At 71.3% G+C, this 26,565-nt stretch carries 20 protein-coding genes; 7 read left to right on the forward strand and 13 right to left on the reverse strand.

Annotated features, from left to right (window positions below; genetic code table 11):
* The 3 genes from ACFVXC_RS11875 to ACFVXC_RS11885 all read right to left on the reverse strand — a co-directional run bounded on the left by ACFVXC_RS11875 (nt 1) and on the right by ACFVXC_RS11885 (nt 2,808).
* The gene (locus ACFVXC_RS11875; RefSeq protein ID WP_389904204.1) at nt 1-1,155 is read right to left on the reverse strand and encodes a sensor histidine kinase; all 1,155 of its coding nucleotides are present in this window, start codon (nt 1,153-1,155) and stop codon (nt 1-3) included.
* Nucleotides 1,156-1,382: 227 nt separating this feature from the next.
* Complete coding sequence (locus ACFVXC_RS11880) at nt 1,383-1,922, reverse strand: DUF3017 domain-containing protein (protein ID WP_389904206.1); 540 nt, start codon at nt 1,920-1,922, stop codon at nt 1,383-1,385.
* Between the two features lie 19 nt (nt 1,923-1,941).
* Nucleotides 1,942-2,808, reverse strand: coding sequence for a bifunctional methylenetetrahydrofolate dehydrogenase/methenyltetrahydrofolate cyclohydrolase (locus ACFVXC_RS11885; protein WP_389904208.1), 867 nt, complete (start codon nt 2,806-2,808; stop codon nt 1,942-1,944).
* Between the two features lie 266 nt (nt 2,809-3,074).
* Here ACFVXC_RS11885 and ACFVXC_RS11890 point away from each other — a divergent pair, with 266 nt between their 5' ends.
* Complete coding sequence (locus tag ACFVXC_RS11890) at nt 3,075-3,704, forward strand: hypothetical protein (RefSeq protein WP_389904209.1); 630 nt, start codon at nt 3,075-3,077, stop codon at nt 3,702-3,704.
* Nucleotides 3,705-3,786: 82 nt separating this feature from the next.
* On the opposite strand, the gene purH is transcribed toward ACFVXC_RS11890, so the two are convergent.
* On the reverse strand, nt 3,787-5,394 hold the full coding sequence (gene purH, locus ACFVXC_RS11895) for a bifunctional phosphoribosylaminoimidazolecarboxamide formyltransferase/IMP cyclohydrolase (protein ID WP_389904212.1): 1,608 nt from the start codon (nt 5,392-5,394) through the stop codon (nt 3,787-3,789).
* The gene (gene purN, locus ACFVXC_RS11900) at nt 5,391-6,020 is read right to left on the reverse strand and encodes a phosphoribosylglycinamide formyltransferase (protein ID WP_389904213.1); all 630 of its coding nucleotides are present in this window, start codon (nt 6,018-6,020) and stop codon (nt 5,391-5,393) included. The genes purH and purN overlap by 4 nt, the downstream gene beginning before the upstream one ends.
* A gap of 313 nt (nt 6,021-6,333) precedes the next feature.
* Between purN and ACFVXC_RS11905 the strand changes: the two genes are divergently transcribed.
* Entirely contained in the window at nt 6,334-7,248 is a 915-nt protein-coding gene (locus tag ACFVXC_RS11905) for a hypothetical protein (RefSeq protein ID WP_389904216.1), read from the forward strand.
* A 107-nt stretch (nt 7,249-7,355) separates the two neighbouring features.
* On the opposite strand, the gene ACFVXC_RS11910 is transcribed toward ACFVXC_RS11905, so the two are convergent.
* Nucleotides 7,356-9,191 carry a DUF6350 family protein gene (locus tag ACFVXC_RS11910; RefSeq protein WP_389904217.1) on the reverse strand — a complete coding sequence of 612 codons (1,836 nt, stop codon included), beginning with the start codon at nt 9,189-9,191 and terminating at the stop codon, nt 7,356-7,358.
* 158 nt (nt 9,192-9,349) lie between these two features.
* Here ACFVXC_RS11910 and ACFVXC_RS11915 point away from each other — a divergent pair, with 158 nt between their 5' ends.
* Nucleotides 9,350-10,654, forward strand: a complete 1,305-nt coding sequence (locus ACFVXC_RS11915; protein ID WP_389904219.1) for a sigma factor-like helix-turn-helix DNA-binding protein — start codon at nt 9,350-9,352, stop codon at nt 10,652-10,654.
* A 260-nt stretch (nt 10,655-10,914) separates the two neighbouring features.
* Here the strand turns inward: ACFVXC_RS11915 and sucD are convergent, their stop codons facing one another.
* The 5 genes from sucD to ACFVXC_RS11940 form a co-directional block, all read right to left on the reverse strand.
* Complete coding sequence (sucD, locus tag ACFVXC_RS11920; RefSeq protein WP_389904221.1) at nt 10,915-11,799, reverse strand: succinate--CoA ligase subunit alpha; 885 nt, start codon at nt 11,797-11,799, stop codon at nt 10,915-10,917.
* Between the two features lie 19 nt (nt 11,800-11,818).
* Nucleotides 11,819-12,997: an ADP-forming succinate--CoA ligase subunit beta gene (sucC, locus tag ACFVXC_RS11925; protein ID WP_389904222.1), complete on the reverse strand. Its 1,179-nt coding sequence runs from the start codon at nt 12,995-12,997 to the stop codon at nt 11,819-11,821.
* 372 nt (nt 12,998-13,369) lie between these two features.
* Nucleotides 13,370-14,566 (reverse strand): vWA domain-containing protein, encoded by a 1,197-nt coding sequence (locus tag ACFVXC_RS11930; protein WP_389904224.1) that lies wholly within the window; start codon nt 14,564-14,566, stop codon nt 13,370-13,372.
* 635 nt (nt 14,567-15,201) lie between these two features.
* The gene (locus ACFVXC_RS11935) at nt 15,202-17,841 is read right to left on the reverse strand and encodes a DUF5682 family protein (RefSeq protein ID WP_389904226.1); all 2,640 of its coding nucleotides are present in this window, start codon (nt 17,839-17,841) and stop codon (nt 15,202-15,204) included.
* A gap of 96 nt (nt 17,842-17,937) precedes the next feature.
* The gene (locus tag ACFVXC_RS11940; RefSeq protein WP_389904228.1) at nt 17,938-19,095 is read right to left on the reverse strand and encodes an AAA family ATPase; all 1,158 of its coding nucleotides are present in this window, start codon (nt 19,093-19,095) and stop codon (nt 17,938-17,940) included.
* A 155-nt stretch (nt 19,096-19,250) separates the two neighbouring features.
* Between ACFVXC_RS11940 and ACFVXC_RS11945 the strand changes: the two genes are divergently transcribed.
* Nucleotides 19,251-20,678 carry an SWIM zinc finger family protein gene (locus ACFVXC_RS11945; RefSeq protein WP_389904229.1) on the forward strand — a complete coding sequence of 476 codons (1,428 nt, stop codon included), beginning with the start codon at nt 19,251-19,253 and terminating at the stop codon, nt 20,676-20,678.
* 315 nt (nt 20,679-20,993) lie between these two features.
* Nucleotides 20,994-22,697 carry a DUF5691 domain-containing protein gene (locus tag ACFVXC_RS11950; protein ID WP_389904231.1) on the forward strand — a complete coding sequence of 568 codons (1,704 nt, stop codon included), beginning with the start codon at nt 20,994-20,996 and terminating at the stop codon, nt 22,695-22,697.
* A 296-nt stretch (nt 22,698-22,993) separates the two neighbouring features.
* Here ACFVXC_RS11950 and ACFVXC_RS11955 read toward each other — a convergent pair whose 3' ends face one another.
* Both ACFVXC_RS11955 and ACFVXC_RS11960 read right to left on the reverse strand, forming a co-directional pair.
* Nucleotides 22,994-23,410, reverse strand: coding sequence for a cobalamin B12-binding domain-containing protein (locus tag ACFVXC_RS11955; protein ID WP_249588266.1), 417 nt, complete (start codon nt 23,408-23,410; stop codon nt 22,994-22,996).
* A 171-nt stretch (nt 23,411-23,581) separates the two neighbouring features.
* Nucleotides 23,582-23,749 (reverse strand): hypothetical protein, encoded by a 168-nt coding sequence (locus ACFVXC_RS11960; protein WP_389904233.1) that lies wholly within the window; start codon nt 23,747-23,749, stop codon nt 23,582-23,584.
* A gap of 65 nt (nt 23,750-23,814) precedes the next feature.
* Between ACFVXC_RS11960 and ACFVXC_RS11965 the strand changes: the two genes are divergently transcribed.
* Together ACFVXC_RS11965 and ACFVXC_RS11970 are read left to right on the forward strand one after the other, a co-directional pair.
* On the forward strand, nt 23,815-24,669 hold the full coding sequence (locus ACFVXC_RS11965) for a lipase family alpha/beta hydrolase (RefSeq protein ID WP_389904234.1): 855 nt from the start codon (nt 23,815-23,817) through the stop codon (nt 24,667-24,669).
* A 216-nt stretch (nt 24,670-24,885) separates the two neighbouring features.
* Nucleotides 24,886-26,559, forward strand: coding sequence for a peptidoglycan DD-metalloendopeptidase family protein (locus ACFVXC_RS11970; RefSeq protein ID WP_389904236.1), 1,674 nt, complete (start codon nt 24,886-24,888; stop codon nt 26,557-26,559).
* Nucleotides 26,560-26,565 lie beyond the last annotated feature (6 nt).

The raw sequence follows: 26,565 nt of genomic DNA on the forward strand, positions 1-26,565 counted from the left end.
TTAAGTCGCGTCGTCCCCCTGCGGTGCGGCCTGCGCGGAGGTCGGCAGGGTCAGGCGCACGGCGAACCCTCCCTCGCTCAGCGGGCCGATGCTGACCGTCCCGCCGTAGAGCTTGGCCCGCTCCCGCATCCCAATCAACCCATGGCCGCTCCCTGTGCCCACTCTGTCCGGAACCACCCCCTCTCCGTCATTGGTGACCGAGACCGTCACATGGTGCGGCTGATACCGCAGTTCGACCGCCGTGCCGGACCCTGGCGCATGCTTCAGTACGTTGGTCAGGGCCTCCTGGACCACGCGGTACGCGCAGAGCTCGACCCCGGGCGCGAGCTGCCGCGGCGTCCCCTCGACGCGCAGGCCGACGGCGACTCCCCCGGCCCGGACCCGCTCGACCATCTCGCCGAGCCGCGCGAGCCCCGGCATCGGGGCGTCGGGCGCGTCGTCGCCCTCCTCCTGTGCGCGCAGCACCCGCAGCATGCGGCGCAACTCCTCAAGGGCCTCTCCGCTGGTGCCGGAGATGGTGGAGAGCGCGGCGTGGGCGGTGGCCGGATCCGAGGTGAAGACGAACTTCGCGAGACCCGCCTGCACGGATATCACCGACATGTGGTGGGCGACGACGTCGTGCAACTCCCGTGCGATGCGCCCGCGTTCCTCGGCCACCTCGCGTCGCGCCCGCTCGTCCTGCTCGCGCTTGAGCTGCCTGGCCAGTTCGGCGGACCGGCCGGCGACGTACCCGAAACGCCAGATCACCAGGGGGAAGCCGACGGCCTGCGCGACCACGGACGCCATCGCCGCCCCATCGCTCACCACGCCCGCGTAGATCCAGACGGCACTCATCAGGGCGGCACAGGGAACGGAGACGCGGGCGGGCCGCAGGGCCGTGACGGTGTAGACGGTGAGCATGGGCGCGAAGGTGTTCACGACGGGCCAGTAGCCGACGGTGACATACGCGGCCCATGCCAGGTGCACCAGGAGCAGGACAGCGAGCGGGGCCCGGGACCGGAACACGACCGGCACGTTGGCGAGCGCCACCAACACATAGCCCCGTACGTCCAGTTGGGGCCAGCCCTGCCGTGCCGACTCCTGCCCGAGGAGCACGGCGACCGTGGTCAGGGCTACCGCGATCGACGTGTCGGCGACGAGGGGGCGGATCCGCATCGCGGCAGCGTAGCCCCGTGCGGGCACCGGAACGTCAAACTACGGCGGTACCGCGGAAGTCGCAGGGACCGCGGGCGTACGCCGCCAGAGGTACCCGAACCTCAACCCGGCACGGGACGACTTCCCCACCCCCGCCGCCGTAACGTCTCGTACCAGCACCACGACGGCGGCCCGCCCTCCCCGGGGGAGAGGACGGGCCGCCTGCCACGTCGTACGCACCGCCACCGCTAGGTGGTGATCGTCCGATGCAGGGTCTCGCTGAGGAACGGGATCTGCAGCCAAGGCCCCGGCTGCGCCATCAGCGCGAGCAGCACGATCGCGACGCCGAGGACGCCGTACGTGACCATGTCCGTGAAGCGCGAACGCACCGCGAGCATGCCGACGCTGGGCAGCCCCCACCGCATGACGGCGCCACCGATCAGCGCCACGCCGATCAGTATCGTGCCGACCCGGAACACGTCGAAGGCGGTGAGCAGCAGCCCGAGCCCCACCGTCGAGAGCACGCTGAGCAGCGGCCACTGGCGGGCGGGCGCGGGGGCGTCACCTGCCGCGGCCCGGCCGCCGCCCTCGGGACGCGCGGTGTCCCGGGTCAGGAGAGGAAAGCGCCGCGTGGTCTTCTTCGGCCCGTCGGGGCCGGGTGCGCTGACGTGGCCCTTGGCCTCGGTGTCCGCCACGGCCACGGCGTCCTCCCCGGCGTCCGTGGCGTCGACCTCGACGTCGGCGTCGACGTCGGCCCGCGATGCCTCCTGGTCAGGTTCTGCGCTCATGGGCTCACCCTTTCCCGGTTCAGCTCGCGGCAGCGGTCGCGGCGCGCTCGGCAGCCTCGACGACGTTGACGAGCAGCTGCGCGCGCGTCATCGGGCCGACGCCGCCGGGGTTCGGCGAGATCCACCCGGCGACCTCGCGGACGCCCGGGTGCACATCGCCGACGATCTTGCCGGTCTCGTCGCGCGAGACGCCGACGTCCAGGATCGCGGCGCCCGGCTTCACGTCCTCGGGCTTGATCAGGTGCGGTACGCCCGCGGCGGCCACGATGATGTCGGCCTGCTTCAAGTGCGTGGACAGGTCGCGCGTACCGGTGTGGCACTGCGTCACCGTCGCGTTCTCCGAGCGGCGGGTGAGCAGGAGCGGCATCGAGCGGCCGATCGTCACACCGCGGCCGACGACCACGACCTCGGCGCCGTTGATCTCCACGCCGTACTGACGCAGCAGCGTGATGATGCCGAACGGCGTGCAGGGCAGCGGCGCGGGCTCGTTCAGGACGAGGCGGCCGAGGTTCATCGGGTGCAGGCCGTCGGCGTCCTTGGCCGGATCCATGAGTTCGAGGACGCGGTTCTCGTCGATGCCCTTGGGCAGCGGGAGCTGCACGATGTAGCCGGTGCAGGCGGGGTCGTCGTTGAGCTCGCGGACGACGGCCTCGATCTCGTCCTGCGTCGCGGTGGCGGGCAGTTCACGCTGGATGGAGGCGATGCCGACCTGCGCGCAGTCGCGGTGCTTGCCGGCGACGTACTTCTGGCTGCCCGGGTCGTCACCGACCAGAACAGTCCCGAGGCCGGGCGTGAGGCCCCTCTCCTTCAGGGCCGCCACGCGGGCGGTCAGTTCGGACTTGATCGCGGCTGCGGTGGCCTTGCCATCGAGAATCTGGGCGGTCATGACCCCATCTTCCCGGATGAGGCCCGCCCGGTACCAATCAGGGCACCGCCGCGGCCCGGCTGTGTCTCAGCTGTGTCCCGAGACCTGACCAGCTCTGTTGCACTTGCACAACGCATACGCCATGCGGCTGGACAAATAAGCTTGGCCTAAAGAACGATATGCGACACAGTGCCGCGGGCAGTGTCGGGGGGACGGACCGCATCTGTAGAACTTTCCTCCGTGATGTGCCGCGTCGTCCCCGCATTACCCGACGGAGGAAGACCGCCATGAGTTACGGCGACCCGAACAACCCCTACGGTCCGCCGCAGGGTCAGCAGCCCCCGGCCGCTCCCGGGTACGGCTACCCCCAGGCGCCGCCGCCCGGCGTCCCGCCGCAGCAGGGCTACGGCTACCCGCAGCAGCCGGCTTACCCCGGCTACCCGGGCGGCAACATGATGCAGCAGTCGATGCCGGGGCTCCTGGTCACCGCGCGCGTCTTCCTGTTCCTGATCTCGGCGGTGCAGATCCTCGGCGCGATCGGGTTCCTCTACGGCGCCGCGGTCGCCAACGACGTCTCGGACAGCGCCGATGACCTCGGCTTCTCCAGCAGCAGTGATTTCGGTGACGCGGCCACCGGCCTGTTCGTGGTTTTCGCCCTTGTGGCCGCGGCGTTCGCCGCCCTGTCGATCACGCTGGGCGTGAAGTTCAGCCGTGGCGGCCAGGGCGTCCGGATCACTACGGTCATCTACGGCGCGCTGGGCGGTGTCGTCGGCCTGATCTACCTCTTCGTCGGCTTGGACACCGGCTTTGCCACCGCGATCATCGGCCCGCTGATCTGGGTTGTCTTCGCCGTCATCATCACGCTCGCCCCGGTCGTGCCGAGCGGCACCGCGTGGTTCAACCGCCCCCGCTACTGAGGCGGGAAGAACCCCAACGGGCCGTGCCCCCTCTTCCGAGGGGGCACGGCCCGTTGGTTGTTCGGCGGGGTCGAGCCGAGCGTCAGTGGAAGAAGTGCCGCGTACCCGTGAAGTACATCGTCACGCCCGCCTTCTTCGCGGCCTCGACGACCAGCTCGTCACGGACCGAACCGCCCGGCTGCACCACGGCCTTGACGCCCGCGGCCGTGAGGATCTCCAGGCCGTCGGGGAACGGGAAGAACGCGTCAGAGGCGGCGTACGCGCCGTGCGCCCGCTCCTCGCCCGCCCGCTCGACCGCGAGCTTCGCGGAGTCGACGCGGTTGACCTGCCCCATGCCGACGCCGACCGAGGCGCCGTCCTTGGCGAGCAGGATCGCGTTGGACTTCACCGCGCGCGACGCCTTCCAGGCGAAGGCGAGTTCGGCGAGCTCGCCCGCGTTCAGGGCCTCACCCGTGGCGAGCGTCCAGTTGGCGGGGTTGTCGCCGTCGGCCTGGAGGCGGTCGGTGACCTGGAGGAGCGCGCCGCCGTCGATCTCCTTGCGTTCCCAGTCGCCGGCGACCGTCTTGGACGGGGCCGCGTGGGCGCGCAGGACACGGATGTTCTTCTTCTTCGTGAGGACTTCGAGAGCGCCGTCCTCGTACTCGGGCGCGACGATGACCTCGGTGAAGATGTCGGCGACCTGCTCGGCCATCTCCTTGGAGACCGGGCGGTTGACGGCGATCACGCCGCCGAACGCGGAGAGCGGGTCGCAGGCGTGCGCCTTGCGGTGCGCCTCGGCGACGTTCGCGCCGATCGCGATGCCGCAGGGGTTGGCGTGCTTGATGATCGCGACGCAGGGGTCGTCGTGGTCGTACGCGGCACGGCGCGCGGCGTCCGTGTCCGTGTAGTTGTTGTACGACATCTCCTTGCCGTGCAGCTGCTCGGCCTCGGCGAGGCCTCCGCTGCCGTCGACGTAGAGGGCGGCGCCCTGGTGCGGGTTCTCGCCGTAGCGCAGGACGTTCTTGCGCGCGTACGCGCTGCCGATGAACTCGGGGAAGGCCGAGCTGTCGTCCGCCGCGCTGTGCTCATCAGCGGCTCCGCCGCGGGCGTCCGCGAACCACGAGGCGACCGCGAGGTCGTACTCGGCGGTGTGGCGGAACGCTTCGGCGGCCAGGCGCTTGCGTGCGGTCAGATCGAAACCGCCGGTACGGACGGCGGCGATCACGTCGGCGTACCGGGCGGGGCTCGTGACGACCGACACCGAGGGGTGGTTCTTGGCGGCGGCGCGGACCATCGAGGGGCCGCCGATGTCGATCTGCTCCACGCACTCGTCGGGCGTCGCGCCCGACGCGACGGTCGCCTTGAAGGGGTAGAGGTTCACGACGACCAGCTGGAACGGCTCGATGCCGAGGTCGGCGAGCTGACGCCGGTGGTCCTCCAGGCGCAGGTCGGCGAGGATCCCGGCGTGCACGCGCGGGTGCAGCGTCTTGACCCGGCCGTCCAGGCACTCGGGGAATCCGGTGAGCTCCTCGACCTTGGTGACGGGCACCCCGGCGGCGGCGATCTTCGCGGCGGTCGAACCGGTCGAGACGAGCTCGACGCCGGCCTCGTGCAGCCCGCGCGCGAGCTCCTCGAGCCCGGTCTTGTCATAGACGCTGATGAGCGCGCGCTTGATGGGGCGCTGCGAACCGTGCGTACCTTCGGCGGTCACGGGATAAGTACCTTTCGTCCCTCAATGCGGTAGCCGTTACGGGCCAGACGCCCCACGACATCGACGAGCAGCCTTCGCTCGACTTCCTTGATGCGCTCGTGCAGAGCGCTCTCGTCGTCCTCATCCCCGACCGGGACCACGCCCTGGGCGATGATCGGGCCGGTGTCGACGCCGTCGTCGACGAAGTGGACGGTGCATCCCGTGACCTTCGCGCCGTACGCGAGCGCGTCGCGCACACCGTGGGCCCCCGGGAAACTGGGCAGCAGGGCGGGGTGCGTATTGACGAACCGGCCGCCGAACCGTGCGAGGAATCGCTTCCCCACGATCTTCATGAACCCGGCCGACACGACCAGATCGGGCTCGTACGAGGCGGTGGCCTCGGCCAGAGCCGCATCCCACTCGTCACGCGTCGCGTGGTCCTTCACCCGGCAGACGAAGGTGGGAATCCCGGCGCTCTCGGCACGCTCGAGCCCGACGATGCCGTCGCGGTCGGCGCCGACCGCGACGATCTCGGCGCCGTATCCCGCCGCCCCGTCCGTCGCGATCTTGTCGAGCAGAGCCTGCAGATTCGTACCTGATCCGGAGACCAGCACGACGAGGCGCTTGGCCACAGGGCTCTTGGCCACAGCGGGGCCCTTTCTCGGGAGGTGCGTCTTTGTACGGTCGTACGAAAGCTTCATCTCCCGCGATAGGGGAACTCTACGAAGCCGCCGACCGTCAGCAACGATACCGGCACACGGTGCGGCCCCTCACGGGACGGGGGCGCGGCCGGAAGGTAGCGTCTGCACCAAGACGTCACATGACGTCCTACCGTCCAGAACACCGTTCGGGGCTCCGCTCGGGGCTCCGTTCGGGACTTCGTTCGGGACTTCGTTCGGGACTTCGTTCAGAAGCTCGCTCGACCAAAGTTCGCTCGACCAAGGGGAAGACGCACACCTGATGCCGGACCGTAGCCTCCGCCTCCCGCTGTCCTTCGCGTTCGGGTTGACGCACGGAGGGGAGCGCGGCTCGACGCTGCTGCGCGACGGCCGCCCGTCGTCCCCGCCGCAGGACTCCCAGGACTCCGGGAGCTCCGACTCTTCCGGTTCCTCCGACTCTTCTGACTCCTCTGGCTCCTCTGACTCTTCCGGCTCGGGCAGCTCGTCCGGCTCGTCCGGCTCGTCCGGCTCGGGCAGCTCCGGGAAGAAGGACGACAATCCCTTCGCGCCGCCGCCGGAGGGGGCGCCGGACAAGCCGTGGCGGCCCCGCCCCGGCAATGGCGGCGAAGGCTCCGACGACCAGGGCCACTCCCCCTGGGGCAGCCAGTGGAGCGACCGGCAGCCCGGGCGCGCCCAGGGCGGCGGCTTCGGCGAGCGACCCGGCCAGCAGGGCGCGGGCGGGGGGCAGGGGCCCGACGGTCCCGCCGGATCCGGCTCCGGATCCGGCAGCGGCATGCGCTGGGACCCGACCGACCCGGCCCAGCGCCGCGCTCGGTACGCCCTGCTCTCCGGCATGTGGGCCTTCTTCTTCGCGCTCTTCGGCTGGCGGTCCGTCGCCCTGCTCCTGGGCGCGCTCGCGCTGAACTGGGGCATCAGCGCGCTGCGGGCCAAGCCGAAGGAGGCGGACCCGACGGCGCCTGCCGCACAGCAGCCCGCGGCCGACCTCACCAGCGCCAAGCCGCAGAGGACGGCGGCGATCAGCGGCCTGGTGACGGCGTCGCTCGCCCTGGCGATGGTGGCGGCGACGTTCGCGGCGCAGCTGGTGTACAGCGACTACTACACGTGCGCCAGCGACGCGCTCACGACCCAGTCGCAGCAGGAGTGCAACGATCTTCTGCCGAAGCAGCTGCGGCCACTGCTGGGTGAGCAGGACTGACGTTGGGGGGGTGGCGGGGCCTCCTTGGGCTCCGTCCCGCCCCACCCCATCAGGCGCCGTGGCGGGCGCTCCTCGTCAGCCTCGTCCCTCAGGACCGCCCGCCCCGCTCAAGGCGTCGGCGGGCGCTCCTCTTTGCTCGCGTCCCTCAGCGCCGCCCAGCGCGCCTCGCGGGACGCGTCGTCGTACCAGTCCGCCATACCCCAGTCCGCCGTGTCCACCGCCGGTGTGCGCGGCAGGAAGTCGTACGGCTCGAACGGATCCGAGGCCGGAGTCGGCGGCTCCGGAGGCGGTGGACTCTGGCGGCGGCGGGAGAACTGGGGAAGGCGTAGGCGCGGGGCGCGCAGGTGGGGGAGGCGCAGGCGGGGGACGCGCAGGTGCGGGACATGTAGCTGCGGGACACGTAGTAGCTGCGGGATGCGTAGCTGCGGGACGCGTGGTCTCGGCAGCCTGAGCCAGGTCCGGCGCGGGGTGGTCTCGTCGGGCGCGGTTTCGTCGGGCGCGGTCCCGCGTGGTGTGGCCTCGCGCGGTGTGGTTTCGCGCGGTGCGGCCTCGCCCGGTGCGGTCCCGCGTGACGCGGCCTCGCGCGGTGTGGTTTCGCGTGACGCGGCCTCGCCCGGTGCGGTCCCGGTAGTCCCGCGTGCCGCGGTCCGGCGCGTCCGCAAGCGCCAGGCCCGTCCCAGCAGGGCGAACGGCACCCCCAGCGCCGCCGTCCAGCCCAGCGCCGCCGCCCCCGTCTGCCACCACACCGGCCCGAACTCGGCCAGGACGGCCACGCCCATCGGACCGCCCGCCAGCGCCGCGAGCCCCGCCATGGCCACCCCGCACAGCGCCGCCGCCACCACCGCGACCAGCGCCGTCCGCCCCCGTGACCACGCCCCGTCGCGCTTCCCGGAGGCGGGCGCCGCCGCCCCCGCCGTGAACCAGGCGACCGCGATACCCGCCCCCGCGGGCACCGCTCCCGCCGCCCACGTCAGAGGCGACCCCGGCCCGTCCCCCGGCACCGCGGCGAGCAACGGGAACGCCGGCAGCATCGGCCCCGCGCTCACGGCGAGCGGGCCCGCCACACTCCCCGTGCCGAGCGCGAACCCGGGGCCGAGGCTGTACGCGGCGCCCCACACCGCCGCGTTCGGCACCAGCGCCATGGCGAGCAGCAGCACCGCGAAGCGTCCCGACCACACGTCCGTGACCTGCGCGAACGACGCCTTCGCAAGACCGCCGTGCAGTACGAGGGACGCCGCGACAAGGAGCGCTCCGCCGCCGACAAGGACCAGCACCCCGGCCGCCGCGGCCCTCGTGACGGCGCGGATGTATCGGCGTACGAAGAAGGGACGTACCCGCGCGGGCAGCGCACGAAGGCCCGCCCGCACCACGCCCGGCAGCGGGCTCCCGGGCCGTTCGAGCGCCGTCCAGACCCCCACCGCCGCCGCGCCCCCCACGAGCGCCGGCATGTGCAGGGCGGCGCTCGGCCACGACGGCCGCAGCTCACCCCCGGCCGCGTACAGCGTCGCGGCGGCGCCGATCAGCAGATAGCCGCCGACCACCCCGCACCACGCGGTACGCGGCGCCATCCCCCGCTCCTGCGGATCCGCCGCGACCCGCGCCGCCCGATGCGCCAGCCAGCCCGGAAGCACCATCAGGAGCAAGGGCGTGACGCCGAGCGGCGCCGACGCCCCGGAGAGCGTGTCGGTCCTGATCAGCTCCGTGCCGTGGGCGATGAGCCAGACCGCGGCGGCGACATGCAGCGCCCCGCTGGGCCCGCTGTCCGGATAGGGCGAGCTGATCCAGAGGACCATCACCAGGACGGCGATCGAGCCGAGCCCGAGCCCGGCCGCCACGGCCCCTCCGAACAGGCACGTCGCAAGGCCGGGCCGACGGTCGCGCACCCGCTCGATCAGCGGCTTGAGGGGCGGCAACGGTGAGCTGCGGTCGGTGATATGAGTCACGTCGCCATGCTCCCAACGACACGCGCTTTCTCCTCGTAACAGGCGAATACCGGATGTGTCGCTCAATATATGTTTATGTACTTTTTCGTACGACGGATCAGTCACGCCCGGCTACCCGCCGCACGAAGGCCCACGGCCCACGGCGCGGAGAGTCCGACATGACCCAGAGCCATGCCACACCGTTGCCGTCCCCCAAGGAACGGCGACGCCTGCGCGAGGCGAAGTCCCTGAGCCAGGCCGAGATCGCGGCCCGGGTGGGCGTCACCCGGGAGACGGTCCGCTCCTGGGAGTCGGGCCGCTCGGCGCCGCGCGGCCGCAGACGTGAGGTCTACACGAGGCTGCTCGCCGAACTCGCGAACGAACAGACCGTCGCGGGCAAGCCGGGCAAGCGCTCCGCGCGGCGCACCAGCTGGGCCCAGAACCTGCCGCAGCCGCCGGTCGAGGACACCAAGGGCGGCAAGTCTCCATCGCGGATCCCGGTGGGCGCCGCGATAAACGGCCACACGCGGCCCGAGCCGGTGATGCGGGCGACGACGGCCGTCGCTCTGGCCGAGCCGAAACCGAAACCGGGACAGGGGCAGGGACAGGGCCAGAGACAGGGACAGGAGGCCGTGGAGGGGGAGGAGGCCGTGGAGGGGGCAAGGGCGCCGGAGTCCATCGCCGGGGCAACCCCCGCCGAGGCCTTCGACGCGCTCTGCTCGGCCTGCGCCCCCGGCCTCGTACGCCAGACCTACCTGCTCACCGGCCGCCGCACCCTCGCCCAGGAATCCGTGGAGCGCGCCTTCCAGCTCGCCTGGCAGCGCTGGCCCGAGGTCGCCGTCGACCGCGACCCCGCGGGCTGGGTGCGCGCGGCGGCGTACGAATACGCGATGTCCCCCTGGCACCGCCTGCGCCCCGCCCACCGGCACCCGGACGCCCCGCCCGCCGCGCTGGACGACCGCGCGTTCCTCAACGTACTGATGAGCCTGCCGCCCGCGCAGCGCCGCACCCTGCTGCTCTACGACGGCGTCGGGCTCGACCTGCCCGAGACCGCGGCCGAGACGGAGGCGAGCACTCCCGCGGCGGCCAGCCGACTGCTGCACGCCCGCGAGACGATCACCGAGCGGCTCCCCGAACTGGCGGCGACACCCGACGCCCTGCACCAGCGCCTCGGCGAACTGTGCGGGGCGGAGAAGCTGCGGTCCCCGAACGCGGGCCGGGTACGCACCGGGAGCGAACACCGCGCCCGCTTCTGGACCCGGGCGGCGATCGCCTTCACCGCGCTGATCGTCGGCGCGACGGCCCTCACCCTCAGAACGGCCCCCACGCACTACGAGCCACCCCAGTCACCCGGAAAGGCCATCAGCGGCGTACCGCCCAGGATGGGTCCGGGCCGCCTCACGTACGCGGACCAGATCCTCCACAAGAAGCTCCGCGAGGACCTGTCGAACGGCCCGGAGAGGCTGACGCCGCTGCCGAGATGACGAGCGCCCCTTCGTCCTTCAGGGGCGCGGGGAACCGCACGGGGAACCGCGCGAGCAACCGCGCGAGCAACCACGCGAGCAACCACAGTCGGCCCACAGGCAAACCCCGGACAAGCCCCGGACAAACCCTGGATAGGCCTGGATAGGCCCGGATAGGCCCGGATAGGCCCCGGAGACTTCCCGGACACTCCCCGGACAAAAAGGTGGGCCCGCATCTCACACAAGAGATGCGGGCCCACCTTCGACAGCTAGGTCAAGCTTCAGCCGGCCAGGATCGCCCGGGCGAGCTTGGCCGTCTCGGTCGGCGTCTTGCCGACCTTGACGCCCGCGGCCTCAAGGGCCTCCTTCTTGGCCTGCGCGGTACCGGAGGAGCCGGAGACGATGGCGCCGGCGTGGCCCATGGTCTTGCCCTCGGGCGCCGTGAAGCCGGCGACGTAGCCGACGACCGGCTTCGTCACGTTGGCCTTGATGTAGTCCGCCGCACGCTCCTCGGCGTCGCCGCCGATCTCGCCGATCATGACGATCAGGTCGGTCTCGGGGTCGGCCTCGAACGCCTCGAGGGCGTCGATGTGCGTCGTACCGATGACGGGGTCGCCACCGATGCCGACGGCCGAGGAGAAGCCGATGTCACGGAGCTCGTACATCATCTGGTACGTCAGCGTGCCGGACTTCGAGACCAGGCCGATGCGGCCCGGCTTCGTGATGTCGCCCGGGATGATGCCGGCGTTCGACTGGCCCGGGGTGATGAGACCGGGGCAGTTCGGGCCGATGATGCGGGTCTTGTTGCCCTTCGACTTCGCGTACGCCCAGAAGGCGGCTGAGTCGTGGACGGCGATGCCCTCGGTGATGACGACCGCGAGGGGGATCTCGGCGTCGATCGCCTCGACGACGGCGGCCTTGGAGAAGGCCGGCGGCACGAAGAGGACGGAGACGTTGGCGCCCGTCTTCTCCATCGCCTCGGCGACGGAGCCGAAGACCGGTACCTCGGTGCCGTCGAAGTCGACGGACGTGCCGGCCTTGCGCGGGTTCACGCCGCCGACGATGTTCGTGCCGTCGCCCAGCATGAGCTTGGTGTGCTTCATGCCCGTGGCACCGGTCATGCCCTGGACGATGACCTTGCTGTCCTTGGTCAGGAAGATAGCCATGGTGTTCTGACCTGGTCCCTTACTTCGCAGCCGCGAGCTCGGCGGCCTTGTCGGCCGCGCCGTCCATGGTGTCCACGCGCTGTACGAGCGGGTGGTTGGCGTCCGACAGGATCTTGCGACCCAGCTCCGCGTTGTTGCCGTCGAGACGGACGACCAGCGGCTTGGTGACTTCCTCGCCCTTGGACTTGAGGAGCTCCAGCGCCTGGACGATGCCGTTGGCGACCTCGTCGCACGCGGTGATGCCACCGAAGACGTTGACGAAGACGGACTTGACGTCCGGGTCGCCGAGGATGATCTCCAGGCCGTTCGCCATGACCTCGGCCGAAGCGCCGCCGCCGATGTCGAGGAAGTTGGCCGGCTTGACGTTGTTGTGCGCCTCACCGGCGTACGCGACGACGTCGAGGGTGCTCATGACGAGACCCGCGCCGTTGCCGATGATGCCGACCTCGCCGTCCAGCTTGACGTAGTTGAGGTTCTTGGCCTTGGCAGCAGCCTCGAGCGGGTTGGCTGCGTCCTTGTCCTCGAGGGCCTCGTGGTCGGCCTGGCGGAAGTCGGCGTTCTCGTCGAGCGAGACCTTGCCGTCAAGGGCCAGGATGCGGCCGTCCTTGGTCTTCACCAGCGGGTTGACCTCGACGAGGAGCGCGTCCTCGGCGACGAAGGTGTCCCACAGGGTCACCATGGCCTCGGCGACACCCTCGGCCACCTCGGCCGGGAACTTCGCCTGGGCCACGATCTCGCGGGCCTTCTCGATGTCCACGCCGTCCACGGCGTTGACCGGGACCTTCGCGAGGGCCTCGGGAGTCTTCTCCGCGACCTCCTCGATGTCCATGCCGCCCTGCACCGACGCCATGGCGAGGAAGGTGCGGTTGGTGCGGTCGAGGAGGTACGAGACGTAGTACTCCGCCTCGATCTCCGGGGACAGCTCGGCGATCATCACCTTGTGGACCGTGTGGCCCTTGATGTCCATCCCGAGAATGTCCGTCGCGCGAGCGACGGCCTCGTCCGGGGTGGCGGCCAGCTTCACGCCGCCGGCCTTGCCGCGGCCACCGACCTTCACCTGTGCCTTGACGACCGACTTGCCGCCCAGCTTCTCGGTGGCCTCGCGCGCCGCCTCAGGCGTGTCGATGACTTCACCGGCCAGCACCGGTACACCGTGCTTGGCGAAGAGGTCCCTCGCCTGGTACTCGAACAGGTCCACGCGCGTCCGTCCCTTTTCCGTGATCTCGCTGCGATCTCGCTGCTTTGTGGTCAGCTGTCTGCGTGGGCGTGCCGCGGAGGGCAACGTGACTGCGCTGTCACAAGGGAGGCGTAGGACGGAGTCCGGTACGCGGCATGTCCGTCTCGCAGGTTATCGCCGTGGGCCGTAGGTCCCTAAATCGCAGATCACATTTGGGCGGTGATGACTGTCACAGATCGCGGATCCGGGTGCGGGAAGGGCGGCCCCTGTGGTGACAGGGACCACTTCACTTACTCCCATTTGCTTCCGTTTGCTCCTGTGACGCCGTTACCGATGCGTACTCATATCCCGTGTGGATTCATATACCGGTGTTGATTCGTGTCCGGTGTGGATTCATATCCGGTGTTGATTCGTGTCCGGTATGGGAAGAGGGCGCTTCTCGATCGCCGCCGCCATCACCTCGGGGAAGAGGTCCGGGGTGCATGCGAAGGCCGGTGCGTCCAGCGCCGAGAGCGCCGCCGCGTGCTCTCGGTCGTACGCGGGCGTCCCCTCGTCGGAGAGCGCGAGCAACGTCACGAACTGCACCCCGGACGCCTTCATCGCCGCGACCCGCTTCAGCATCTCGTTGCGTATGCCCCCTTCGTAGAGGTCGCTGATGAGCACGACGATGGTGTCGGCGGGCCGGGTGATCTGCGACTGGCAGTACGCGAGCGCGCGGTTGATGTCGGTCCCGCCTCCCAACTGCGTGCCGAACAGGACATCCACCGGGTCGTCGAGCTGATCGGTGAGGTCGACGACATTCGTGTCGAAGACGACGAGCCGCGTGTTGAGCGACCGCATCGAGCCGAGCACGGCGCCGAACACCGAGGCGTAGACGACGGACGCCGCCATCGAACCCGACTGGTCGATGCAGAGGACGACCTCCTTCTTCACGGACTGCGACGCCCGCCCATACCCGATGAGCCGCTCGGGCACGATCGTCTTGTACTCCGGCAGGTAGTTCTTGAGGTTGACGGCGATCGTGCGGTTCCAGTCGATGTCGTGGTGGCGCGGCCTGCTGACGCGGGCGCTGCGGTCGAGCGCGCCGGTGAGAGTGGCGCGGGTCCGCGTGGCGAGCCGCTTCTCCAGGTCCTCGACGACCTTGCGCACGACGGCCCGCGCGGTCTCCTTGGTCGTCTCCGGCATGGCCTTGTTGAGGGAGAGAAGCGTCCCCACCAGATGCACGTCGGCCTCCACGGCCTCCAGCATCTCTGGCTCCAGGAGCAGCGTGGAGAGACCGAGCCGCTCGATGGCGTCGCGCTGCATGAGCTGGACGACGGACGAGGGGAAGTACGTCCGGATGTCCCCGAGCCAGCGCGACACGGACGGCGCGGACGCACCGAGCCCCGCCGAACGGTCCCGCCCCCGGTCCTTCTTCCCCCCGTCCCCTCCCCCGTACAACGCACCGAGCGCCCCGTCCATCGCCGCGTCCCGCCCGACGAGCTCGCACCCTGTGCCGTCCGCCGCGCCCCCACCAAGCACCAGCCGCCACCTCCGCAGCCGCTCCTCCGCGGGATCCAGGACTGGCCCCGACGCCACATCCGGGGCCACCTCCTGCGCCGCTCCTCCGGCCCCGCCGTGCCCTGTTCCCACCTGAGCCGCGGCTGCCGCCCCTGCCCGAACACCGGCTACCGCCCCGGCTACCGCCCCGGAGCGCGTCCCGGCTACCGCCCCCGAGCGCGTCCCGACTACCGCCCCCGAGCTCCCGACTACCGCCCCGGAGCGCGTCGCGGCTTGTGTCGCGGCTTGGGTCGCGGAGCGCGTCGCGGCTTGCGTCGCAGCTCGCCTCGCGGCTTGTGTCGCGGCTTGTTTCGCAGCTCGCCTCGCGGTTTGTGTCGCGGCGCGCGTCGCGGCTTGCGTCGCAGCTCGCGTCAGGACATCAACGACAGCTGCTGGCCCGCCTGCGACTTCGGCACCCGGGTCTCCCTGAGCCGCAATCGCCGACCCGGCTTGAGCAGCGGCTACTGCCCCGTCCTGAGCTGCGGCTGCCGTCATGTTCTGAGGCACTGCTGCCATCCCCCCTTCAGTCACCCCTGCCCTCGCACCCGGCCCCCTGTCCTCCGGAACGCCCACCTGCGCGTGCACTGTCATGCCCTGCGCCGCGCCCGCTTTCCCGCCCGCAGTCACGTCCCCCGCCGCTCCCAGATCGACTCCCAGAGCCACTCCCTCAGTCATGTCCTGCGTCATCAGCCCACCCCCACAAGCTCGTCACCGTCACCGTCACCGTCACCATCACCGCCACCGCCACCGCCACCGCCACCGCCACCGCCACCGAGCCCGACCCAAGCCCCGGCCCCGGCTCCGGGCTCAGACCTGCCCCCGCCCCTGACCCCGGCCCCTGCCCCTGCCCCTGCCCCTGCCCCGAGCAACAGACTCAGCACCGGCAGAACGGCATCCGCGCGCTCAGCATCAAGCTCCGCCCCGAAGCCGGGTATCCCGTCGGCAACACCCGAGCCGCCTCCGCCCGCCGCCTGCCCACGTCTCACCAGCTCGCCCAGAGTCCGCCGCACTCCCGGTTCGTACGCCGAGAAGGTGCGCCGCAGCAGAGGCAGCACGTCGGTGAAGGCCCGGCCAGGAACCCCGCTCAACCAGTCGTCGACAAGCCCGAGCAGCCGCTCGTCGTGCACGAGCAACATGCCACCCCCGGACCCACCGCCCACGAACCCCTCGATCCAGGCGGCGGCTTCAGCGGGTTCGGTCCCCCGGGACAGGGCCAACCCCATGAATCGAGCGGCCTCCTCATCGGCCAACTCCCCGCCGTCCATCAAGATCCGCACACACCGCCCCCGCACCACCCCGGCAACACTGTCCCGCTCCCCCAACACCCTCAACACGGAGAACCACCGCCCCCGCATACGAGCCGCCCCCTCCCCCGAAGACGCGGACGTCGAGGCAGCGGCGGAGGCACGGGCAGGCGCAGACTCAGACTCAGACGCAGGCACAGGCACAGGCACAGGCACAGAGGTAGCCGCAGGCACAGGAGCAGGCGCAGAGGTAGGCGCAGAGCCAGGCGTACGTCCATCGCCCAACTCCCCCAGCAAGCCCACCGCCTGGTGAACCGCGTCCACATGCCCCCGCATCTCCAGCGCCGCATCCTGATCGAGCCCCGCACAGGCAGGAGGCAGCCCGACGAACACCCGCTCGGCAAGCCCCCCGGCCACTTCGCCGAGCGCGGCGGTGTCCGTGCCCCGCACATCCCCGTACCGAAGCGACCGCACCAACGCGGGCAACGCCTGCGCCAGATGCCCGACGTCCGCATCCAGCGCCGCCCGGTCCGCCAGGACCCGCATCACCACCGGCAACGCCTGCGGCAACTCGGCCAGCAGACACCGCTCGGCCAGCGCGGTGACGTCGGCCAGCGCGCTCGCCCCGACGGCATCGGACTCCGCCCGAGCGGTGGCCGCCGACACCACGGTCGTCCCCCACACCCCCGCCTCCGCCACCCGCACGGAGAGCTCCGGCTCCCACCGCAGTCGCCAGGTCTCCCGGAACGTACCCGTGCTCCCCCGCGACGCCACGGGCTCGCCCCAGCCGACCCCGAGCAGCCGGAGCCGATGCAGCAGCCTGCTGCGAGCCGCGTCCGTCTCCTTGCGCAGGTCGAGCTCCAACTCCCGCTCGAAAGCCTCCGGTTTGAGCCGGAGCTTCCGCTGGAGCCGCGTGAGATCGCGCTGCAACGGCACCGCCGGCGCGGAGTCCGGCACCTCCCCGAGCACGTCCCCGACGACGAGCTTGTCGTGCACCAGGGAGAGCGGCACGTCGGAGCCCTCGCACATCACCGCCCGGATCGCGTCCGTCGTCTCGGTGAGTCCCGGCAGCGGACGCCCCCGCATCACGGCGAGCGTCTCCGCGAGCCGTACCGCCTCGATGACATGCGCGGACGACACGAGCCTGTACTCGTCCCGAAGGAGCCGCGCGACCTTGGTCAGCCAGCGCTCGACGGGGCGGTCGGGCGCGCCGAACAGATGCCCGTACCAGCCGGGCGAGGCGATACCCGCCCCGTACCCACTCGCCCGTGAGAGCCGACGGTGCGTCCAGGGCACCCAGGTCATGTCGACCTTCACCTTGGGCAGCCCCTTGAGCAGCGCCCGGTCGGCCGCCACTGTCACCTTCTGCCGCAGCGCGGGCACATGCCAGGCCCCGCACACGACCGCGACGCCGTCCGCTCCGAACTCCCGCTGTGCCGCCCGCACCTGGATCCGCATGTACGCCTCGCGCACCAGGTCACGGTCGTGCCCACCGGTCCCGTACTCCTCGCGCAGCACCCCCATGGCCTCTCCGAGGGCTTCGAACGGCGCGAACGCGTCACCACCCCCGCCCCGGTGCTCGACGACGTCCTCCCACCACCGCTCGGGGTCGTCGTACCCGGCGGTCTCCGCGAGCACCGCAAGAGGATCGATCCGCACCGCGTCCGCGTCCCCCGAAGCTCCGGGGGCCCCGGGCTCCCCGTCCGGCACCTCCTCCGTCTCCTCCGCCCGCGCCAGTGAATGCGCCGCCGGAAGATCGATGAACCGGACCGGAATTCCCGCCCCGGCGGCCCATTTGATCGCCACCCACTCCGGCGAGAACTCGGCCAGCGGCCAGAACGCCGACCGGCCCGGTTCGTCCACGACGTGCGCAAGGAGCGCGACCGGCGGCCGCATCCCCTCGTCCGCCGCGAGCGCCACCAGCGCGTCGGCCTCCGGCGGCCCCTCGATCAGGACCACACGCGGCGCGCCTTCCTCAAGCGCTGCCCGCACCGCACGCGCAGACCCAGGCCCGTGATGCCGCACCCCGAGCAGCAACGGCCCCTCGCCAGCCCGAGTCGCTCCCCGCACCGAGTCGCTCATGTCCGCCCCTCCCCTTCTCCCACGAACCAGCCACCGTCACAGCCGCACCCGCACCTGCACCTGCACCCGCACCCGCACCCGTCACAGCCACACCCATCACACGCTCACCTCACGGCACGCGCGGTAGAAGTCCTTCCAGCCGTCCCGCTCACGGACCACCGCCTCCAGGTACTCCTGCCAGATCACCCGGTCCGCGGCCGGATCGCGGACGACCGCGCCGAGGATGCCCGCGGCGACGTCGCCCGGCCTCAGTACGCCGTCCCCGAAGTGGGCTGCCAGCGCGAGGCCGTTGGTCACGACGGAGATCGCCTCGGCCGTCGAGAGCGTGCCGCTCGGCGACTTCACCTTCGTACGGCCGTCGGCCGTGACCCCGTCCCGCAACTCGCGGAAGACGGTGACGACGCGGCGTATCTCGTCGATCCCCTCCGGCCCGGCGGGCAGATCGAGCGAGCGCCCGATCTGGTCGACGCGGCGCGAGACGATGTCGACCTCGGCCTCGGCGCTCTCCGGCAAAGGGAGGACCACGGTGTTGAATCGGCGGCGCAGCGCGCTCGACAGGTCGTTGACCCCGCGGTCGCGGTTGTTGGCCGTGGCGATCAGATTGAAGCCTCGGACCGCCTGCACCTCCTGCCCCAACTCCGGTATGGGGAGGGTCTTTTCCGACAGGATCGTGATCAGCGTGTCCTGTACGTCGGCGGGGATACGGGTCAGCTCCTCGATCCGCGCCGTCATTCCGTCGGACATGGCCCGCATGACGGGGCTGGGCACGAGCGCGTCGCGGCTGGGGCCGTGCGCGAGCAGCTGCGCGTAGTTCCAGCCGTACCGGATCGCCTCCTCCGGCGTCCCTGCCGTGCCCTGCACGAGCAGCGTCGAGTCTCCGCTCACGGCAGCCGCCAGATGCTCGGACACCCAGGTCTTCGCGGTGCCGGGCACGCCGAGCAGGAGCAGCGCACGGTCCGTGGCGAGGGTGGTGACGGCGACCTCGACGATGCGGCGCGGCCCCACGTACTTCGGCGAGATCACCGTCCCGTCGAGCAATGTCCCACCGAGCAGATACGTCGCGACCGCCCACGGGGAGAGCCGCCAGCGGGCGGGCCGGGGCCGGTCGTCCTGCGCGGCGAGCGCGGCCAGTTCGGCGGCGAAAACGTGCTCGGCGTGCGGACGCAGCACCTCCGCCTCACCCGTCGCCGAAGTCGCCGTCGCGGTCGTCGTCGAGGTCACCGTCGAGGTCGTCGAGCCGATGGACACGGTCATGGAGCGATCCCCCTCCAACTCGTCCGGGCACATCTGGCCCGGATGTGATTCCAACCGTGCACCACGCCACTGACAATTAGCCCCCGCACCCCACTGACCTGCACAGACATCCAGTTCGAGATCGATTGTCAGTGGGGGGACCTACCGTCGGAGACATGACTCAGCAGGGGGTGCGCTGGACGGCGGATCAGGTCCTTGCCTTGGCGCCTGATGCCCCGTCACGCAAGGCGGGAAGCAGACTCGGCGTCGCCGGCCCATGGTCGGAGGCAGGCAGTTCGGGCGAGGGGACGGTGTGGGGACTGTGCAAGGGAAGTGGCAGCAAGCCGTATCAGACGGTCGTCGACATCGCGGACGTCACGGGCGCGGCGGGCCCGGCGTACAAGTGCAGTTGTCCGAGCCGCAAGTTCCCGTGCAAGCACGCGCTCGGGCTGCTGCTGCTCTGGGCGGGTGGCGAGGAGCCTTTCGGTCCGATGCCGGGCGATTCGGCGCCGGATGATTCGGCACCGGACGATTCGGCACCGGACGCACAGCCACCGGCCTGGGCGCAGGAGTGGCTTGTGGGGCGTCGCGAAAGAACGGAGACGAAGCGGACTTCGGACGCGGCTCCGGGCTCGGCGACCGCTGACCCCGAGGCCGCGCGCCGCAGGGCGGAGCGGCGGGCCGAGCGGGTCACGGCGGGGGTGACGGAGCTGGAGCAGCGCCTCTCCGATCTGCTGCGGGGCGGCATGGCCTCCGCCGAACAGTCGGGGTACGCGCTGTGGGAGGAGACGGCGGCCCGCATGGTGGACGCGCAGGCACCCGGGCTCGCCGCGCGCGTGCGGGAGTTGGGCGCCATTCCGTCCTCCGGGCCCGGCTGGCCGATACGGATGCTGGAGGAGTGCGCGCTCCTCCACCTCCTCGGCCAGGGCTGGCTGCACCGCGAGCAACTGCCGGAGGCCCTGGCGACCACGGTCCGCTCCCGCATAGGCCTGCCCACATCGGCGGAGGGCAGGCCGGTGCGGGACCGCTGGCTGGTGCTCGCGCAGTACGACACGGCGGACAGCAAGCTCACCACCCGCCGGATATGGCTCTACGGCGCGGAGTCGGGACGTACGGCCCTGCTCCTGTCGTACGGAGCCGCGGGCCGCGCACCCGCGCTCGCCCTACCGCTCGGCCTCGCGCTCGACGCCGAGCTGACCACGTATCCGGGTGCGGGGCAGCTGCGGGCCGACCTGGGCGAACAGTTCAGCGCTCCCGTACCGACGACGGTCCGGCCGTCGGGCGTAGGGACGGACCAGGCCGCGAAACGCTACGGAGAGGTGCTGCGGGACGACCCCTGGCTGGATTCCTGGCCGGTGACGCTGAGCGAAGTGATACCGACCCCTCACCCGGACCCGGCCTTCGACAGCTGGCAACTGGCGGACGCGGGCGGCGACATGGCCCTGCCCATCACCCCATCAGCGGCGGCCCGAGCGGGCCTGTGGCGCCTGGTGGCACTCTCCGGAGGCGCTCCGGTGACGGTCTTCGGCGAGTGTGGTCACGAGGGCTTCACCCCTCTGACGGCCTGGCCGCGCGGGGTGGGAGAGGCGGTGGCCTTGTGCTGACCACCACGCCTCACCGCCGTCGCACCGCCACCGCCCCGCGAGAACTGATGCGTTCCGGGAGCCGATCCGGGTTCGCGCGGTGCACCGCGGGGTCCACCGAAACCCCGCAGCACCGCAACGCGCACTGAGCGCACCACAAACCAGAGCACCACAACCAGCGCACCACAACGCGCACCGCAGGGATCTCCGACGGATCCGGTCCAGGACGGCCGGTCCAGGACTGCCGGTCCAGGACGGCAGATCCAGCCGAAGGGCCGAGGGATCTTCCAAGGATCCAAGGGATCCGCGGAAGATCCGCCCGAGAGGGGAGTCAACATGACCGCCACCACCGCCACCACCGCTGCCACCGCCACCACCGCACTCACTGAAGCGACCGTCACCCCCTGGGAAGACCTGGTCACCGCCGCGCTCCTCGGCACCGACCGCCGCACACCACCCGTACGCACCCAGGAAAAGGACGCACCGACCGCCCTGCTGGACGCGGCGGCCGTGCAGACCGTCCGGCGCAGAGCCGGTCTGTGCCCCGCGCCCGCCGCGACGCCTCCCGGGCCTGTCGCCGACGACCCCAGGCCCCTGGTGCCGCCCACAGCACGGCAGAGGCTCGCCACGCTGCTCACCGACCACCCCGGCGCGGGCAGCGGCGGACGCCGGGGCGCGGTGCCCGACCTGATGGAACTGCTGCCCCAATGGCTGGCACTGGCCAACGACCGCGGCTTCGCGGCGCCGCCCGAGCTGCTTCCCGCCCTCCTGAACGCGGCCCGCGGGCGCACCGACCTGCGGCCGCAGGCGCTCGCCTTCGCGGGCCCGCGCGCCCTGTGGCTCGCGCGGCTCAACCCGGACTGGAAGTTCGCGCTCCGCTCCACTCCGGGCGGCGGGGTGGCCCTGCCCGCACCGGAGGAGACCGCGCAGGTGCAACAGCTCTGGGAGGAGGGCCTGTTCGCCGAACGCGTCGCACTGCTCGGCGCGGTGCGTGCCCATGACCCGGCCGCCGCGCGGGACCTGCTCGCCGCCACCTGGAGCACGGAGCGGGCCGAGGACCGCCTGATGTTCCTCGATTCCCTGCGCACCCAACTGTCCGACGCCGACGAGCCGTTCCTGGAGCAAGCCCTCACCGACCGCAGCCGCAATGTCCGCGCCACGGCGGCCGAGCTCCTCTCCGCGCTACCTTCATCCGCTCTCGCCGCCCGGATGGCGGACCGCGCGGCCTCGTGCGTGGCCATCGACCACGCGCAGGGCACGAAGAGCATGCCGACGCTCACGGTCGAGGCGCCGCACGAGTGCGACGCCGGTATGGAGCGTGACGGCGTCACCCCGAAGCCGCCCGCCGGCCGGGGCGCGCGTTCCTGGTGGCTGGGTCAGTTGGTGGAGGCCGCCCCGCTCGGCACCTGGCCGCAGCGGCTCGGCGGCCGGACCCCCGTCGAGATCGTGGCGCTGCCCGTGGCCGACGACTGGCAGAGCGAGTTGCACGCCGCGTGGTGCCGCGCGGCGGTGCGGCAGCGCGACGCGGAGTGGTCCCGGGCGCTGCTCGGGTCCCCCTCGTCCCCCGACGCGGCGGGGCCCGGCGCGGCGTCGCTCGCCGAGCGCGCGAAGCTCCTCGCCGCGCTGCCCGCCGGGGAACGGGCCGACTGGGTCGCGGGGTTCATCGCGACGCACGGCCTCTCGGAGGCGTTCCAGTTGCTCGGCGTGTGCGCGCTGCCCTGGTCGGAACCGCTGGGCCGGGCTGTGGTGGATGCGCTGAACATCGCACGGGACGCCGGGAGTTACCCCTGGAGTTTCAGCGGAGTGATGGGCCTGGCAGAGCGCTGCCTCGACCCGGCGGAGGCGGTCCGTCTCGACCTGCTGACCGCGATACCGGACGAACCGGAGGACGCGTCCCCCGGCGCGGGCGGCTACTGGTCGGAGGCGTTCCAGCGCCTGGTCAGTACGTTGCGTCTACGCGCGGCGATGCGTGCGGAGTTGGGCGCGGACCCGGGAGAATCGGGTGCGGCGCCAGAAGATCCGGGGGTGCCGTCATCTTAGGCAACCCCGCTGAGGAGCCGAGGCGCCCGGCTGCCCCCACCGGCAGTTCCACCGGCGTCCCCACCGAGGCGCCCGCCATGAGGCGAAGGCGGCCGGCAGCCCCCACCGCGGCACGAAGCCAACGAGGAGACACCGCCCTGGCGCGGGTGGTCAGGCCGGACACCATCACCTTGGAGCGGGAAAGGCCGAACGCCACCGCCCCGAAGCGAACAAGGCAGCCTGACGCCACCGCCACCGCCACCGCGACCGCCCCGGAGCCAAGGAGGCCGGACGCCTCCACCGCGACGCGGTGTCCGTCAGGTGCCTGCCGGCTGACGGACGTTCGCCCGGACCCAGTCCACGATCGATGCCGTCGTCGCCCCGGGAGTGAAGATCTCCGCGACGCCCTTCTCCTTGAGCGGCGCGATGTCCGCCTCGGGGATGATGCCGCCGCCGAAGACCTTGATGTCCTCCGCGTCGCGCTCCTTGAGGAGCTCGATCACGCGGGCGAAAAGTGTGTTGTGGGCGCCGGAGAGGATGGAGAGACCGATCGCGTCGGCGTCCTCCTGGATCGCGGTGTCCACCACCTGCTCGGGCGTCTGATGCAGGCCGGTGTAGATGACCTCCATCCCCGCGTCACGCAGTGCCCTCGCGATCACCTTCGCGCCGCGATCATGACCGTCGAGACCCGGTTTTGCCACCACCACGCGGATCGGACCGGCTGCCACACCCATCACTGCCTCCATGTACCGATATCCATCTGTCCAAGCACTGGCACCCCGTGCCGCATCGGCAGGGGAAGTGAACGAACGTTATCTCCAGCATCTCGCACCCGGCAGTTTCACGGTGGAGAGCGAGGGGGAAATCACACGATGGGACACGTTCGCTGCGCGCCACCCCCGCATTCAGCGGTCCACGGACCGTTTCCGGGGCGGCGCAAGGGGAGCCGCAACGAGGTCGCCGCGCCACCGCGCCACCAGCCGCGCGCCGTGGTGACGCGGCACATCGGCGATCGCGCCGGCATGCAGGACGCCACCGGCGCCGACCACGCACTGCCGTACGGCCTCCGCCACGCCTCCCCACTACGGGCACACGGGGGACAGAGCCGTCCCCTCCCGTGCCGACCGGGAGGTCGACCATGACCATTACGAGGGTCCTGCCCTTTCGCCCGCCCTGCCTTCTGCTGCCCGCCAGACTGGCGGGGCTCTCCATGGCTCTGCTGAAAGCGACCGCACTCGAGGTGGCGATCCTCGCCGGCCATCTCCTTCTCTACCCCTCGGGCATCGTCCAGGAACGCAGGATCGCCGCCGAACTGCCGTCGCCCGACGCCCCGCGGCTCCCCGCGGAGAGCCGGCCGCCGGTCGTCCTGCTGCACGGCTTCATCGACAACCGCTCGGTCTTCGTCCTGCTGCGCCGCTCCCTGGCCCAGCACGGCGGCCAGCACGTGGAGTCCCTCAACTACTCCCCCCTCACGTGCGACATCCGCACCGCCGCGGAGTTGCTCGGCCGCCACATAGAGGAGATCTGCGAGCGCACCGGCCACCATCAGGTGGACATCGTCGGGCACAGCCTCGGCGGCCTGATAGCCCGCTATTACGCACAGCGCCTTGGCGGCGATGCCCGCGTCCGCACGCTGGTCACCCTCGGTACCCCGCACGAGGGCACGCGGGTTGTGCCGCTGGCCGACGCGCACCCGATCGTGCGCCAGATGCGCCCCGGCTCGGACGTGATCGAGGAGCTGCGCGAGCCCGCGCCGGACTGTCGGACCCGCTTCGTGAGCTTCTGGAGCGACCTGGATCAGCTGATGGCCCCCCTCGAAACGGCCTGCGTCAACCATCCCGACCTGAACGCGCAGAACGTACGTGTCTCCGGTATCGGTCATCTCGCCCTGCCCGTGCACCCCGCGGTCGCCGCCGGAATCCGCCAAGCCCTCGACCGGCCTGATCCGGGTACCCCCGCGACGGGCGTCGAGAACGGACTGACGGTGGCCTGAGGGACAGCTCCGAGCAGCTCACGCACCCCGCGAAGCGGGAATTTTGTCGAACGGATCTCGAACGCAGGGCCAAAGCTGTGCCCGCAGTCCCCCGAAAGACGGCCGAATGCCCGTTTCCTGAGAGCGCGAAACCAGCCGAAGATTGTCGCGCCTGCATACCGCCGGGTACAGTCACCGCACTGCTCTGCCCCTGCTGCCGAGGCGAAAGAGAAGTTGGTGAACGACCGTCACCCGTCGGGGAGCTCAACACCCCCGGCCTCGGCACCAGCCGACTACACGCCCTACGCGGCGTACGACCAGCAGGGCACTCAGCACGGCGCCTATACCGGTTACGACGGCTACTCCACCGGAAGCTTCGACACCACAGGCAGCTATGCGACGGCCGGTCCTGACACCGGAAGCTTCGCGTCCGACCCGCTCTTCGGCGACATGCCCGGCAGTTCGTACGACACCGGCCAGTGGGCGACGACGGGGACGCAGCAGACGCTGAACTACGACCCGTACGCCGCGCAACACCAGGCCGCGTACGACACCAGCGGGTACGAGACCGGCGGTTACGACACCACCGGCATGTGGTCGACCGGCGGTTATCAGCACGTCTCCGCCGACATTCCGGCGCAGGCCGGTCCCGACACCACCCTGGGGGTCCCCCCGGACGGAGTCTGGGGGCGGGACGCGAGCGCCTGGAATCAGCCGCAGCAGACCGGCCAGTGGGAGACGCAGGCCTTCGACACCGGCGCGTACGACGCGACCGCGTGGAACTCCGGCGCCCAGGACATGACGTTCGGGGCCACCGGGACCCACGAGACGTACGGCATCCCGGAGGAACACGGGACGCTCGGGACGCAAGAGGCCCACGGAACGTACGAGGCCCAGGACACGCCCGGAGCGCCCGACACGTACGAGGCGCCCGAAACGTACGAGCATTCGCCTTACGACACCGGGTCCTACGCCTCCGATTCCTGCTCCTCCCCGGCACAGGCCACCGAGGCACAGACTTCCGGGGCCTACGCCCAACCGAGTCCCGCTGAACACGAGTTCACGCCCGACGAGGCTCCCGCCGATTCACTCGGTCCGGTCGAGCCGAGCCGTCACGGCGCCGCCGGTGCCGACGAGCCGCCGGTCATGGACCGCTCGCACGGCTCCCGCTCGCGGGCCCGCCGCCGCACCCCCTCCAAGCGCTCCGCCCTCTTCACCGTCGCCGTGCCGTCCGCCTGCGTGATGGGCGTGGCCGGTATCGCCGCCGCCTCCGTGGGCGGCTTCGGAGGCGACGAGGGCAAGGAGACGCAGGCGGCATCGGCCCCGGACCCCACGTCGGTGCAGCCGTCCGCCGCCAACAACAAGCTCGACACGCAGTTGGCGAACCTCTCGGCGGACGCCGGTGACTTCGCCGACCGCGCGAGCCGCACCCAGGAGCGCATCGACCTCAAGGCGGAGAAGGTCGCCGCCGAGAAGAAAGCCGTAGAGGAAGCCGCGCGCAAGGAGCGTCTGCGCCCCAAGTTCGCACTGCCGGTCAAGCAGCGCGGTCTGAGCGCGTACTACGGACAGGCGGGCGTCAACTGGATGTCCGCGCACTCCGGGATCGACTTCCCGGTGTCGTACGGCACCGAGGTGCTCGCCGCCACCGACGGCGTCGTCTCCACGAAGTGGAACAGCGCCTACGGCAACATGGCGATCGTGACCGCCAAGGACGGCACGGAGACGTGGTACTGCCACCTCTCCACGCACAAGGTCTCCAGCGGCCCCGTCAAGGCGGGCGACCCTATCGCCTTCTCCGGAAACTCCGGAAACTCCACGGGACCGCACCTGCACTTCGAGGTGCGCCCCGGCGGCGGCTCGGCGATCGACCCGCTGCCGTGGCTGCGCAGCCACAACCTCGACCCGACGTAACTCCGG

Origin of the sequence: Streptomyces sp. NPDC058257, from assembly GCF_042881845.1 — a bacterium.
Classification (GTDB): Bacteria; Actinomycetota; Actinomycetes; order Streptomycetales; family Streptomycetaceae; genus Streptomyces.

What these genes read in the sequence shown, in the direction of transcription:
- ACFVXC_RS11880 (WP_389904206.1), bottom strand. Translation starts at nt 1,922, where the DNA reads ATGAGCGCAGAACCTGACCAGGAGGCATCGCGGGCCGACGTCGACGCC.
- ACFVXC_RS11950 (WP_389904231.1), top strand. Translation starts at nt 20,994, where the DNA reads ATGACCGCCACCACCGCCACCACCGCTGCCACCGCCACCACCGCACTC.
- ACFVXC_RS11890 (WP_389904209.1), top strand. Translation starts at nt 3,075, where the DNA reads ATGAGTTACGGCGACCCGAACAACCCCTACGGTCCGCCGCAGGGTCAG.
- sucD (WP_389904221.1), bottom strand. Translation starts at nt 11,799, where the DNA reads ATGGCTATCTTCCTGACCAAGGACAGCAAGGTCATCGTCCAGGGCATG.
- ACFVXC_RS11885 (WP_389904208.1), bottom strand. Translation starts at nt 2,808, where the DNA reads ATGACCGCCCAGATTCTCGATGGCAAGGCCACCGCAGCCGCGATCAAG.
- ACFVXC_RS11965 (WP_389904234.1), top strand. Translation starts at nt 23,815, where the DNA reads ATGACCATTACGAGGGTCCTGCCCTTTCGCCCGCCCTGCCTTCTGCTG.
- ACFVXC_RS11940 (WP_389904228.1), bottom strand. Translation starts at nt 19,095, where the DNA reads ATGACCGTGTCCATCGGCTCGACGACCTCGACGGTGACCTCGACGACG.
- ACFVXC_RS11915 (WP_389904219.1), top strand. Translation starts at nt 9,350, where the DNA reads ATGACCCAGAGCCATGCCACACCGTTGCCGTCCCCCAAGGAACGGCGA.
- ACFVXC_RS11935 (WP_389904226.1), bottom strand. Translation starts at nt 17,841, where the DNA reads ATGAGCGACTCGGTGCGGGGAGCGACTCGGGCTGGCGAGGGGCCGTTG.
- ACFVXC_RS11945 (WP_389904229.1), top strand. Translation starts at nt 19,251, where the DNA reads ATGACTCAGCAGGGGGTGCGCTGGACGGCGGATCAGGTCCTTGCCTTG.
- ACFVXC_RS11905 (WP_389904216.1), top strand. Translation starts at nt 6,334, where the DNA reads ATGCCGGACCGTAGCCTCCGCCTCCCGCTGTCCTTCGCGTTCGGGTTG.
- ACFVXC_RS11955 (WP_249588266.1), bottom strand. Translation starts at nt 23,410, where the DNA reads ATGGGTGTGGCAGCCGGTCCGATCCGCGTGGTGGTGGCAAAACCGGGT.
- ACFVXC_RS11875 (WP_389904204.1), bottom strand. Translation starts at nt 1,155, where the DNA reads ATGCGGATCCGCCCCCTCGTCGCCGACACGTCGATCGCGGTAGCCCTG.